This window comes from Duganella sp. GW821-FHT07G03 (assembly GCF_059418605.1).
On record NZ_JBWKQE010000002.1, the window covers coordinates 390677 to 403114 of the forward strand.

10 protein-coding genes are annotated in these 12438 nt (G+C 63.3%); 4 read left to right on the forward strand and 6 right to left on the reverse strand.

Annotation, left to right across the window (positions count from 1 at the left end):
- Positions 1 to 9: 9 nt before the first annotated feature.
- Both AC07OK_RS05680 and AC07OK_RS05685 read left to right on the forward strand, forming a co-directional pair.
- Complete coding sequence (locus AC07OK_RS05680) at positions 10 to 1593, forward strand: alkaline phosphatase D family protein (RefSeq protein ID WP_494689366.1); 1584 nt, start codon at positions 10 to 12, stop codon at positions 1591 to 1593.
- A gap of 54 nt (positions 1594 to 1647) precedes the next feature.
- Positions 1648 to 1944 (forward strand): hypothetical protein, encoded by a 297-nt coding sequence (locus AC07OK_RS05685; RefSeq protein ID WP_494689367.1) that lies wholly within the window; start codon positions 1648 to 1650, stop codon positions 1942 to 1944.
- A gap of 41 nt (positions 1945 to 1985) precedes the next feature.
- Here AC07OK_RS05685 and AC07OK_RS05690 read toward each other — a convergent pair whose 3' ends face one another.
- From AC07OK_RS05690 to AC07OK_RS05705, 4 genes are all read right to left on the reverse strand, one after another.
- A complete protein-coding gene (locus AC07OK_RS05690) occupies positions 1986 to 3656 on the reverse strand; it encodes a long-chain fatty acid--CoA ligase (RefSeq protein ID WP_494689368.1) in 1671 nt (556 codons plus the stop codon).
- 3 nt (positions 3657 to 3659) lie between these two features.
- Positions 3660 to 5351 (reverse strand): long-chain-fatty-acid--CoA ligase, encoded by a 1692-nt coding sequence (locus AC07OK_RS05695; RefSeq protein ID WP_494689369.1) that lies wholly within the window; start codon positions 5349 to 5351, stop codon positions 3660 to 3662.
- 189 nt (positions 5352 to 5540) lie between these two features.
- Positions 5541 to 6668, reverse strand: coding sequence for an aminopeptidase (locus AC07OK_RS05700; RefSeq protein ID WP_494689370.1), 1128 nt, complete (start codon positions 6666 to 6668; stop codon positions 5541 to 5543).
- A 9-nt stretch (positions 6669 to 6677) separates the two neighbouring features.
- The gene (locus tag AC07OK_RS05705; protein WP_494689371.1) at positions 6678 to 8756 is read right to left on the reverse strand and encodes a molybdopterin-containing oxidoreductase family protein; all 2079 of its coding nucleotides are present in this window, start codon (positions 8754 to 8756) and stop codon (positions 6678 to 6680) included.
- Between the two features lie 135 nt (positions 8757 to 8891).
- On the opposite strand from AC07OK_RS05705, the gene AC07OK_RS05710 reads away from it, so the two are divergent.
- Positions 8892 to 10085, forward strand: coding sequence for a M20 aminoacylase family protein (locus tag AC07OK_RS05710; RefSeq protein ID WP_494689372.1), 1194 nt, complete (start codon positions 8892 to 8894; stop codon positions 10083 to 10085).
- Here the strand turns inward: AC07OK_RS05710 and AC07OK_RS05715 are convergent.
- Complete coding sequence (locus tag AC07OK_RS05715) at positions 10082 to 10978, reverse strand: NAD(P)-dependent oxidoreductase (RefSeq protein ID WP_494689373.1); 897 nt, start codon at positions 10976 to 10978, stop codon at positions 10082 to 10084. The two genes, AC07OK_RS05710 and AC07OK_RS05715, sit on opposite strands and share 4 nt — an antisense overlap.
- A gap of 115 nt (positions 10979 to 11093) precedes the next feature.
- Here AC07OK_RS05715 and AC07OK_RS05720 point away from each other — a divergent pair, with 115 nt between their 5' ends.
- Positions 11094 to 11639, forward strand: coding sequence for an acyloxyacyl hydrolase (locus tag AC07OK_RS05720; RefSeq protein ID WP_494689374.1), 546 nt, complete (start codon positions 11094 to 11096; stop codon positions 11637 to 11639).
- Between the two features lie 18 nt (positions 11640 to 11657).
- On the opposite strand, the gene AC07OK_RS05725 is transcribed toward AC07OK_RS05720, so the two are convergent.
- Positions 11658 to 12438, reverse strand: a 781-nt coding sequence (locus AC07OK_RS05725) for an IS110 family RNA-guided transposase (RefSeq protein ID WP_494689375.1), incomplete at its 5' end; no start/stop codon positions are given.

Here is a 12438-nt window from a genome sequence, read left to right on the forward strand (position 1 = left end):
CGGCGCGGCATGCAGCATCCTCGCCGCGCATTTCTCCAAAGCGCCAGCCGCCTTACGTCACTGGCAGCGCTGGCAGCCTCCTGCGGCGCCGGCGCCATCCACGCCGCGCCATCCAGCGCCAGCAACGCCTATCCGTTCAGCCTCGGCGTCGCCTCCGGGTCGCCGCTGCCGGACGCGGTCATCATCTGGACCCGCATCCTGCACGATCCGCTCAACGCGGCCGCCACGCCGCAGCTGGCCTTCAGCGTGCGCTGGGAGGTATCCGAGGACGAGCGCTTCGGCCGCATCGTCGCCAAGGGCACGGCCAGCGCCGCGCCGGAGCTGGCGCACAGCGTGCATGTCGACGTCACCGGCCTGGCGCCGGCGCGCTGGTACTGGTATCGCTTCATGCTGGGCGACGCGGTCAGCCCCGTCGGCCGCACGCGCACCGCGCCCGCCGCCAACGCCATGCCGGACCAATTGAAGCTGGCAGTCGCCTCGTGCCAGCATTGGGAGTTCGGCAGCTATGGCGCGCACCGCCACATCGCGGCCGCAGCGCCCGACCTGGTGGCCTTCCTGGGCGATTACATCTACGAGTGGGGGCCATACCAGCTCAAGCATCCGCAAACCGCGCTACGGACCGCTGAGAGCTTCACGCTGGCCGATTACCGCGCCCGCTACGCCCAGTACAAGACCGACCGCGATTTGCAGGCCGCCCACCTTGCCGCGCCATGGATCGTGACCTGGGACGATCACGAAGTAGCCAACGACTACGGCGGCGACCGCGACGAGCGGCTCGACCCGCACTTCCTCGACCGCCGCGCGGCGGCCTATCAAGCCTTCTACGAACACATGCCGCTGCGCGTGGCGCCGGCCGACTTCGCCAAGCTGCGCATGTACCAGCGTTACGACTGGGGCCGGCTGGCGCGCTTCCATGTGCTGGACGATCGCCAGTACCGATCCCATCATGCCTGCACGCCGGCCGGACGCGGCGGCTCCAGCTCGGTGCTCAAACGCGATTGCCCGGCGCTGGTCGATCCTGGCCGCACCATGCTGGGTGCGGAACAGCAGCGCTGGCTGGAACAAGGCCTGGCCTCGTCGCCGGCGCGCTGGAACATCCTGGCCCAGCAAACGCTGATGGCGCAGAACAGCCAGGTGCCTATCATCAATGAATCCAACGGCCGCTTCTGGACCGACGGTTGGGACGGCTACCCGGCGGCGCGCCAGCGCCTGTTCGACGCGCTGCACGCCAGCAAGGCCGGCAACCCGCTGATACTGGGCGGCGACGTCCACAGCTTCTTCGCGGCCGAGCTCAACCGCATCCCCACGCGCCCGCGTTCGGCCGCCAATCCCGTCATCGCCACCGAGTTCGTCGGCACCTCGGTGACGTCGCCGTCGCGCCCGCAGGCGCGCACCGAGCAGTATGTCGCCATGAACCACAGCATCAAGTACGGCCGTAGCGACAAGCGCGGCTTCATGCTGCTCAACATCACGCCGTCCGACACCACCACGCTGTTCCTGGCCTTGGACGAGGTCCAGAATCCAGCCAGCCCCATCAAGACCATCGCCAGCTTCCTGGTGCGCGACGGCCGGCCCGGACTGGTTAGCGCTTGAATCGGGGCTGGCACGGCCTATACTGGCTAGACCATCACCGTATGGAGGCGCTACATGTTGAAAGTAACAGAGAGTGAAATTGCGCAAGAGCTGGATAGCTATTTGCACCAGGCTTTGACGCAAACGATAGTCGTTGAACAGGCCGACCGCGATGCCGTGGTCGTGCTGTCGCTATCCGAGTTTGAAAGGCTGCAAGACGTCGACGACCAGCACTGGGCCGATTGCGCCCGCAAGGCCAACATCGAAGGATATGTCGATCACGATCATGAGGTGCGGCAGCGGCTGGCCGCCGCCATGAGGGACAAACGGCTCGCTTGCATCAAGAAAGGGCCGCGTTTCGAACACCACTAGCATAAAAAAATCGCCTGTCTCAGCAGGCGATTTTTTCTTTGTTACGCTGCGACTTTTTCGTCGCGCAGTTGACGGCGCAGGATCTTGCCGACGTTGGTCTTCGGCAGCTCATCACGGAACTCAATGTACTTCGGCTTCTTGTAGGCGGTCAGTTCGTGCTTGCAGAAGTCCAGCAACTGCTCGGCGGTCAGGTTCGGGTCCTTGCGCACCACGAACAGCTTGACGGCTTCGCCCGAGTTCTTGTCCGGCACGCCGATGCACGCCACTTCCAGCACGCCCGGATGCGAGGCCACCACGCCTTCCACTTCGTTCGGATACACGTTGAAGCCGGACACGATGATCATGTCCTTCTTGCGGTCGACGATGCGGGTGAAGCCCTGCTCGTTCATGATGCCGACGTCGCCGGTCTTGAAGAAGCCGTCGGCCGTCATCGACTTGGCGGTTTCGTCCGGACGGTTCCAGTAGCCGGCCATCACCTGCGGGCCACGAATGGCGATCTCGCCGGTCGCGCCCAGCGGCAGCGCATTGCCGTCGTCGTCCAGGATGCAGACGTCGGTCGACGGAATCGGCAGGCCGATGGTGCCGGTGAATTCCTTGATGTCGACCCGGTTGGCCGTGGCCACCGGCGAGGTTTCCGACATGCCGTAGCCTTCGATGATCGGCGTGCCGGTCAGTTTGAGCCAGCGGTCGGCCACGGCCTGCTGCACGGCCATGCCGCCGCCGTTGCAGATCGAGTAAGACGAGAAGTCCAGCTTGGCGAACTCGGCGTTGTTGAGCAGCGCATTGTACAAGGTGTTCACTGCGGGGAACACCGCCACGCGGTACTTGGCCAGCTCCTTGACGAAGCCGGGGATGTCGCGCGGATTCGGCACCAGCAGGTTCAGTCCGCCCATGCGCATGCCCATGAAGGAGCTGATGGTCAGCGAGTAGATGTGGTACAGCGGCAGCGCGCACACAAACACCAGCTGCTCGGCCTGCGGCTTGAATTGCAGCCAGGCTTCGTTCTGCAGCACGTTGGCGATGATGTTACGGTGCAGCAGCACGGCGCCCTTGGACACGCCAGTGGTGCCGCCGGTGTATTGCAGGAAGGCGATGTCGTCATGGCCCTGCTTGACCGGATTGAGCGTCAGGCGCGAACCCTCGGCCAGCACCTGCTTGAACGACACCGCGTTCGGCAGCGAGAACGACGGCACCATCTTCTTGACATTGCGGACCACGAAGTTGACCAGCGTGCCCTTCAGCGTGCCCAGCATGTCGCCCATGGTGGCGACGATCACGTGCTTGACCTGGGTGTGCGCCAGCACCTGCTCCACCGTGGTGGCGAAGTTTTCCAGCACGATGATCGCTTCCGAACCGGAGTCCACCAGCTGGTGCTGCAACTCGCGCGGCGTGTACAGCGGATTGACGTTGACCACCGTGTAGCCGGCGCGCAGGATAGCCGCCATCGCCACCGGATATTGCAGCACGTTCGGCAACATGATCGCCACGCGCGCGCCCGGCTTCAGGCCCTTGCTTTGCAGCCAGGCGCCCATTTGCAGCGACAGCTTGTCGAGCTCGCCGTAGGTGACGAACTTGTCCATGCAGACGTAGGCGTTGCGGTCGGCAAACTTGCGGAACGATTCTTCCAGCAGGTGCGTCACCGAGCGGTACTGCGTGCTGTCGATCTCGGCGGGCACGCCTTCGGGATAGGACTTCAGCCAAATTTTTTCCATGTCTTACGCAGCTTTCTTGTTCTGGCCGGGTGGTTCATCGCGCAGCATGCGCCGCAGGATTTTCCCGACGTTGGTTTTGGGCAGCTCCTCGCGGAACTCGATATATTTTGGCTTTTTATAGCCGGTAAATTGTTCTTTGCAATAAGCCATCAACTGCTCGACCGTCAGGTTCGGATCCTTGCGCACCACGAAGATCTTGACCGCCTCGCCCGAGTGCTCGTCCGGCACGCCGATGCAAGCACACTCCAGCACGCCCGGGTGGGCCGCGATCACGCCCTCCAGCTCGTTCGGATACACGTTGAAGCCGGACACCAGGATCATGTCCTTCTTGCGGTCGACGATCTTCACGAAGCCGTTCTCGTCCATCACACCGACGTCGCCGGATTTGAAATAGCCGTCGGCCGTCATGACCTTGGCGGTTTCGTCCGGACGGTTCCAGTAGCCGGCCATCACCTGCGGACCGCGGATCGCGATCTCGCCTGGCTGGCCCAGCGCCACTTCATTGCCGTCGTCATCGAGGATAGCGATGTCGGTCGACGGCACCGGCAAACCGATGGTGCCGGTGAAGGCCGAGCTGTCGGCGCGGTTGCAGGTAGCCACCGGCGACGTCTCGGACAAGCCATAGCCTTCGATGATGGACACGCCCGTCACCTTCAGCCATTTATCGTTGACGGCCTGCTGTACCGCCATACCGCCGCCGTTGCAGATCTTCAGCGCCGAAAAGTCCAGGCCGCCGAATGCAGGATGGTTCAACAGCGCGTTGTACAGCGTGTTCACCGCCGGCAGCATGTTGAACCTGTACTTGCTCAGTTCCTTGATGAAGCCGCCGATGTCGCGCGGATTCGGGATCAGGATGTTCAGCGCGCCGACGCGCGTGCCCCACATCGCGCAGCAGGTCAGCGCGAAGATGTGGTACAGCGGCAGCGCGCAGACGATGGTGATCTGCTCGGTCACATTGCCCAGCGCCGGCTTGGACCAGGCCTCGTTCTGCAGCAGGTTGGCCACCAGGTTGCGGTGCGTCAGCACGGCGCCCTTGGAGACCCCGGTGGTGCCGCCCGTGTATTGCAGGAAGGCCGGATCGGTGGGCTCCAGCGATACCGGCGTCAGCTTCATGCGGCCGCCTTGCGACAGCGCATCCTTGAAGCGCACCGCGTTCGGCAACGAGAACGGCGGCACCATCTTCTTGACGCTGCGCACCACGAAGTTGACCAGCGCGCCCTTGAGGCCGCCGAGCATCTCGCCCATGCTGGCCACCACGATGTGCTTGACTTGCGTGCGGCCCAGCACCTGCTCCAGCGTGGTCGCAAAATTTTCCAGGATCAGGATGGCTTCCGTGCCCGAGTCGTTGAGCTGGTGCTCCAGTTCACGCGGCGTGTACAGCGGGTTGATGTTGACCACGGTGTAGCCGGCGCGCAGGATGGCGGCGATGGCGATCGGATACTGCAGCACGTTGGGCATCATGACGGCGACCCGCGCGCCCTTCTTCATGCCGCGGCTTTGCAGCCACGCGCCCAGGCGCTTGGAATACGCGTCCACTTCGGCATAGGTGAGGAATTTGTCCATGCAGACGTAGGCGTTGCGGTCTGCGAACTTGTGGAAGGATTCTTCCATCAATTGCACCAGCGAGCGGTATTGGCCCGTGTCGATCTCCGTCAGCATGCCGGGCGGGTACGACTTCAACCAGATTTTTTCCATCCTGTGCCTCGTGTCTCGATTATCGTTGTAAGGTCCGGCGCACAGTGCCGGTTCAGGGTCGGGCGATTCGTCTATGCGAACTTCCGGAGCCTACTTATGACGATGCTATCGGGCAGCAAGCTCAGACGCAAGCGCATTTAACCATATTTGAACGCGGCTTCTAACGGCTTTTTATGTTGCACTGCAACATCAATGCATGCCTTCCAACCCGGTGGCCGGCTCCTTGGCGCTCTCCGCGTTGAGCATTACCGGGCGGCCCAGTTGCTGCAGCTGCTGCTGGCGTTGAACTAGATCAAGAGAAGCTAATTTTTGCACTGCACCATAAAATCGCACGAACGTTCGTTCCTGCTTTAACAAGGAACGGAAGGCGGGCAAAAAATCGTGGTAAGTTCCCACAGCGCTGAGGTGAGCGTTGGTCAACGGCTCGGCAAACCAACGGTCGTAGCCGGCGTAACCGCCCCAGCTGTCCTTCAACTTTTGGTACTCGGTTTTCAGGTGGGCGAAGATGCGCGCCTTCTCCGCCCGCTTGTGGCGGGTGCTGGTTTTGCTGGCGTAGGTGTCGGCCAGCATTTTGCGGTGGTGCACCAGCAGTTCGAGGAAATCCTGGCGGCGCGCGTTGTAGCGGGTGTAGGCCTCGCGCATCGGATCGGTGCCGTACAGCTCCAGCCAGCGCGCCACGCCGGCCTCCTCCACCGCCGTCGCGAAGCCTTCGTTGAACTGCGAATCGCCCTGCACGTAGACCACCTGGTGCGCCAGCTCGTGGAACACCATGCGCGCCAGCTCGGCGTCGGAATAGTTGATGAAGGTCGACAGCAGCGGATCGCTGAACCAGCCCAGCGTAGAATACGCCGGCACTCCGCCGACCTGGACGTCGTCGTTTTCCTTGCGCAGCTCGTCGGCGTAGGCCATCGCGTCTTCCTTGCTGTAGTAGCCGCGATAGCTGACGCAACCGGCGATCGGGAAGCACCACTGGATCGGCCGCAGCGACAGCTCCGGCGTCGCCACCACGTTCCACAGCACGAAGGGGCGCGTCAGCGCGGCGTAGTTTTTATAGCTGGCGTTGTCGGGCAGGCCCAGTTCCTTGACGGCGAAGCGGCGTATTAACAACGCTTTTTCCAGGCGGGCCTTGAGTTGGGGGTCGGTGGACGGATCGCCCAGCCAGTCTTCAATCGGACGGGCGTCCGACCACAGCGCATACTGGCCTTGGGCAGCTTGCATGTAATACTTGAGTTGAGCGCAACCGGCCAGCATAATTGTTGCGCAGCCCGCCGCCACCCAGTATCTGGCGCGGACGATTCGGCGGGCTAAGTTGCGCATACATTACCTTCAAGCAGCGACTCTTTCGACTTGTACCAGTGTATCGTAAAAAGTTGGTGCGCGGCCCATATCAGTCAACTGTTGGCTGGTAACCTCATTGGCGTTCTTACCATCCCTGCCTAGTTTTTTCCACCATACTGACAAGCCTACAACGAGGCCCGCGCGCGCCTTGTCCGTGACGCGCGCCTTGGCGATGAAGGTGCCGCGGTCATTGAAGATGCGCACCATGTCGCCGTCGGCGATGCCGCGCGCCGCGCTGTCGGCCGGGTGGATGTCCAGGTGCGGCTCGCCCTCCGCCGAACGCAGGCTCTTGACGTTGACGAAAGTGGAGTTGAGGAAGTTGCGCGCCGGCGGAGAAATCATCGCCAGCGGATAGCGCTTGGCCAGCTCCGGATTGCTGGCCACCGATTCATACGGCGGCAGATAGGCGGGCAGCGGATCGAGTCCGTCGGCCGCCATCGCGGCGGAATAAAACTCGCACTTGCCGGACGGCGTGGGGAAGCCGCCGTGCTCAAACGGCGCATCGGGCACATTCAGTTTCTGCCAGCCCTTCTGCTTCAACGACTCCCAATCGAAGTTGACGGCGCGCACGTCCTGCGCGTTGAAGGCCATGGCCGCCAACTGGTCGTCGCTGTCGCGGAAGCAGGGATCGTCAAAGCCCATGCGCGCCGCCAGCAGGCGGAAGATTTCCGTGTTGGCCTTGGCCTCGCCCATCGGCGCGATGGCGGCGTTGTTGGCCATCATGTACAGGTGGCCGTAGGCGGTGTGCGTGTCGACATGCTCCAGCTGCGTGGTGGCCGGCAGCACGATGTCGGCATAGTCCACGGTGTCGGTCTGGAAGTGTTCCAGCACCACGGTGAACAAATCCTCGCGCGCGAAGCCGGCCATGACCTTGCCCGAGTCCGGCGCAATCGCCAGCGGGTTGGCGTTGTAGACGATCACCGCCTCCACTTCCGGCCCGAACTGCGGCGACGTCGGGCGCAGCAGGTCGTCGCCGATGGTGGTCATGTTGATGGTGCGCGGCTGGCTCTTGAGCAGGTCCGGCCGCTGCAGCGCCGCCTTGTTGGTCGGGAAGGAACCGCTGGACGACAACTGGATGCCGCCGGCCGCATGGCGCCACGCGCCCACCAGCGCCGGCAGGCAGGCGATGCTGCGCACCGACATGCCGCCGCCGCGCACGCGCTGCACGCCGTAGTTGGTGCGGATCGCCACCGGCTCGCCGGCGCGCGCCATGCCGCCGTACAGCCGCGCCAGCTCGACCACTTCGGCCACGCTGATGCCGCAGGTTTCGGCGGTGCGTTCCGGGGTCCATTCGGCCACGCGTTGTTTCAGTTGCTCGTAGCCCAGCGTGTGCTGCGCGATGTAGTCGTGATCGAGCAGGTCCTCGGCGATCAGCACATGCATCAGGCCCAGCGCCAGCGCGGCGTCGGTGCCGGGCAGCAGCGCGATGTGCTGGTGGCACTTCTCCGCCGTCAGCGAGCGGTAGGGATCGATGGCGATCAGCTTGGCGCCGTTGCGCTTGGCTTCCTGCGCGCGGGTCCAGAAGTGCAGGTTGGAGGCGATCGGATTGCCGCCCCAGATCAGGATCAGCTTGGCGTTCTGGAACTGCTCCAGGTCGATCCCGATCGAGGCGCCGATGGTGTATTTGTAGCCGGTGGCGCCGGCCGTCGCGCAAATGGTGCGGTCCAGCAGCGACGCGCCGATCTGGTTGAAAAAGCGCGAGGACATCGACTCGCCCTGCACCAGCCCCATGGTGCCGCAGTAGCTGTAGGGCAGGATCGCTTGCGGCGCGCGCGCGGCGATCGCCTTGAGCCTGGTGGCGATGGTGTCCAGCGCCTGGTCCCAGCTGATGCGCTCGAACTTGCCCTCGCCTTTTTTGCCGACGCGGCGCAGCGGATGCAGCAGGCGGTCCGCATGATAGGTGCGCTCGGTGTAGCGCGCCACCTTGGTGCACAGCACACCGGCCGTGGTCGGATGGTCGGGGTCGCCCTTGACGGCGGTGGCCACGCCGTCCTCCACCGTGACGAGCAGCGCGCAGGTGTCGGGGCAGTCGTGCGGGCAGGTCGCGCGGACTTGTGTCGTTGTCATGTGAAAATCCAAAAACGTGGAGGCAAAGGCATATCGTAAACGATTCTCCCCACTCTGGATTTGTTTGCGCCACAAGGGCTACAATGGCTGTTCTCGATGCCCAAAAGGCAAGCGAACCCGATATTGGAGAAGCAGATGAAACTAGTTGATCCCATCATTGCATTTCAATCTGAAATACAGCAAATCCGGCGTGACCTGCACGCCCATCCCGAGCTGTGCTACGAAGAAAAACGCACCTCCGAAGTCGTCGCCGACAAGCTGAGCGAATGGGGCATCCCCGTGATCCGCGGCCTGGGCCTGACCGGCGTGGTCGGCATCATCAAGCACGGCAGTTCCAAGCGCGCCATCGGCCTGCGCGCCGACATGGACGCGCTGCCGATGCAGGAAGTGAACACCTTCGCCCACGCCTCGCGCCACCCCGGCAAGATGCACGCTTGCGGCCACGACGGCCACACCGCCATGCTGCTGGGCGCGGCCAAGCACCTGGCCGAGCACCGCAATTTCGACGGAACGGTTTACCTCATTTTCCAGCCGGCCGAGGAAGGCGGCGCCGGCGCGCGCCGCATGATCGAAGACGGCCTGTTCGATCAATGCCCGATGGACGCGATCTACGGCATGCACAACTGGCCGGGCGCGCCGGTCGGCACGATGAGCGTGGTCGAGGGGCCGATGATGGCCTCCAGTAACGAGTTCTACGTCACCGTCAAAGGCAAGGGCGCGCACGCGGCCCAGCCGCACAAGGGCATCGATCCGGTGATGGTGGCGGTGCAGATCGCACAGAGCTGGCAGACCATCATCAGCCGCCAGAAGAGCCCGCTGGATACGGCCGTGCTGTCGATCACGCAGATCCACGCCGGCAGCGCCACCAATGTGATTCCCGACGAAGCCGAGCTGGTCGGCACGGTGCGCACCTTCACCCAGCCGGTGCTGGACATGATCGAGCAGCGCATGGGCGAGATCGCGCAACACACGGCGGCCGCGTTCGGCGCCGAGGTGGACTTCAAGTTCCGCCGCAATTATCCGCCGCTGGTCAACCATCCGGCCGAGACCAAATTCGCGGTGGAGGTGATGAAGTCGGTGGTGGGCGCGGACAAGGTCGACGACCAGGTCGAGCCGACCATGGGCGCGGAAGACTTCGCGTTCTTCCTGCAAGCCAAGCCGGGCTGCTACGTCTTCATCGGCAACGGCGAGGGCGAGCACCGCGACGGCGGCCACGGGCTCGGCCCGTGCGTGCTGCACAACGGCAGCTACGACTTCAACGACCACCTGCTGCCGATCGGCGCCAGCTTCTGGGTGCGCCTGGCAGAGCAGAGCCTGCCGCTCGCTTAAGCCAGCTGGTCCGGGGCGGTGCCGACGCGCTGTCCGGGATTCAAGGCTTCCAGTCCCAGCAGCGCCGCCGAATGATCGGCCTGCGGGACCGTCTCCACCAGCGCCTGATAGCGCTCGGTCACCAGCTGCGTCACCGGCAAGGTGATGCCAGCCGCCTGCGCCGCCGCCAGGATGTTGCGCTGGTCTTTCAGCTGGGTCTTCACCTGGCCGCCGGCGACAAAATTCCGCTCCAGCATGCGCTGGCCGTGCACCTCGAGGATTTTGCTCTCGGCGAAACCGCCGCGTATCGCCGCCCGCATCGCCGCCGGGTCGGCGCCGGCCGCCTGCGCCAGCAGCAAGGCCTCGGCCACGATGTTGATGGTGGCGCCGACGATCAGCTGATTGCACAGCTTGGCCACCTGGCCGCTGCCGGCCGGGCCCACCAGCGTCGGCCGGCCCATGGCCGCCAGCACCGGTTCCAGCTCGGCGAAGTCGTGCGCGCTACCGCCCGCCATGATGGCCAGCGTACCGGCCGCCGCACCGCCCACACCGCCGGACACCGGCGCGTCGACAAAGCGCCGGCCCGGCTCAAGCAGCAGCGCGTGGAACTCCTGCGCCTCCGATTGGCGGGTCGAGCTCATGTCCACCCACAAGGCGCGCGGCGCCAGCGCCGGCAAGGCTTCGCGCATCACCGCGCCGACGACGGGGCCGGCCTCGAGCATGGAGATGACGATGTCCGCATCGCGCACCGCATCGCTAAGCGCCGCCACCGCGTGCGCGCCGGCGTCGGCCAGCGCCGCGGCCTTGGCGTAGGTGCGGTTCCAGACCGTCACCGCATGGCCGGCCGCCAGCAGGCGCCGCACCATCGGGTCTCCCATCAAGCCGATACCGAGAAAGGCAATTCGCGTAGACAATTCCAACTCCTGAGATGATCAAAATAATAGCCACGCCGGAATTATTCCACGAACCCCGGTACAATCAAGCCAGCCGTATGAATATGAGATATGGCACTTACATTGCAAGGATACTATGTTCGCGAAACACATGATTGCAGCAGCGGTAGCACTGATCGCCGCACAGGGCGCGTTTGCCGATGACAAACTGATCGATTCCGTGGCCATCGATTATGGCAACGCCGCCAAGGTACAAATGGTGCGCTTCAGCGCCGCCAAGGACTGGAGCGCACGCTGGTTCCAATCGAACGGCACGCACCTGAGCGGCTACTGGGAAGCCAGCGCCGGTCTGTGGAAGGAAAGCCAGTACCAGAACATTTCGGGCAACACCGCCCACCTGTGGGATGTCGGCTTCACGCCGGTGTTCCGCTTCGAGAACGACAACAAGAAGGGGATCTACTACGAAGGCGGCATCGGCGTGCACCGCCTGTCCAAGCTGTACGATAACGATACCTACCGTTTATCGACGCACTTCCAGTTCGGCGACCACATCGGCATCGGCTACGTGTTCGACAACAACTGGGAACTCGGCGGCAAGATCCAGCACTTCTCGAACGGCGGCTACAAGAAGCCCAACACCGGCGTCAACTTCGTCGAAATCAAAGCGGCTTACCACTTCTGATCGAAAAACAAGCTGGGGTCAGATACCGTCTTGAATGGCAAGCCCTTTCGATAAGTAATTGGGATCGAAAGGCTTGTCATTGTGTATCACCCCATAAATCAAATGGGCCAGTTTGTGCATGACTGCGCCAATCACCGCTTTCTTCGCCATTCCGGTCGCAGCAAGTCGTTCTGCAAATTGGCTCAGAATGGGATTATGACGACGCGCCACCAGGCTAGGCATGTACAGGGCAGCGCGCAATGCGGTGTTGCCGGTTCGACTGATGGTCGTTCGTCCCCGCACTGAGCTTCCAGAGTTGCGTTGCTTGGGTGTCACGCCAAGAAAGGCGGCGAAGGCTTTCGCACTGCCAAAGCGGCGGATATCGCCGAGACTCCCCAGCACTTTGGCCGCCGTGGTCATCCCCACGCCCGGAATCGTGGTAAGCAAATCGGCATCATGCTTGAGACGGGGATGACGATCTATGTGATCGTTGATGTCACTTTCGAGCTTGTTAATTTCTGTGCTGAGCCAGGCGATATGCTGGCGCACGTGTTGCATCACCTCGTCCATTCCACCGATGGTCAATGCCTCCAATCGGTTTTCTTCCTGCTGGCGGATATCCTTCAAGGCTTGAACGCGCTGCGACCAAGCCCGCAACTGGCGCTGTTCCAGTGGCGGCGGGGTCCAGGGCGCAGGCCGCATTGCTGCGCAGTAGCGCGCAATCAAACCGGCGTCGATGGCGTCGTTCTTGTTGCGAATATTCTCGCTGTGGCCAAAACCTTTGATGCAGGCCGGGTTCGCCACACTCACCAACAGGCCG

Excerpts from the sequence above, each read along its gene's own strand:
- AC07OK_RS05680 (WP_494689366.1), top strand. The coding sequence starts at position 10 with ATGCAGCATCCTCGCCGCGCATTTCTCCAAAGCGCCAGCCGCCTTACG.
- AC07OK_RS05720 (WP_494689374.1), top strand. The coding sequence starts at position 11,094 with ATGTTCGCGAAACACATGATTGCAGCAGCGGTAGCACTGATCGCCGCA.
- AC07OK_RS05705 (WP_494689371.1), bottom strand. The coding sequence starts at position 8,756 with ATGACAACGACACAAGTCCGCGCGACCTGCCCGCACGACTGCCCCGAC.
- AC07OK_RS05685 (WP_494689367.1), top strand. The coding sequence starts at position 1,648 with ATGTTGAAAGTAACAGAGAGTGAAATTGCGCAAGAGCTGGATAGCTAT.
- AC07OK_RS05710 (WP_494689372.1), top strand. The coding sequence starts at position 8,892 with ATGAAACTAGTTGATCCCATCATTGCATTTCAATCTGAAATACAGCAA.
- AC07OK_RS05690 (WP_494689368.1), bottom strand. The coding sequence starts at position 3,656 with ATGGAAAAAATTTGGCTGAAGTCCTATCCCGAAGGCGTGCCCGCCGAG.
- AC07OK_RS05700 (WP_494689370.1), bottom strand. The coding sequence starts at position 6,668 with ATGCGCAACTTAGCCCGCCGAATCGTCCGCGCCAGATACTGGGTGGCG.
- AC07OK_RS05695 (WP_494689369.1), bottom strand. The coding sequence starts at position 5,351 with ATGGAAAAAATCTGGTTGAAGTCGTACCCGCCCGGCATGCTGACGGAG.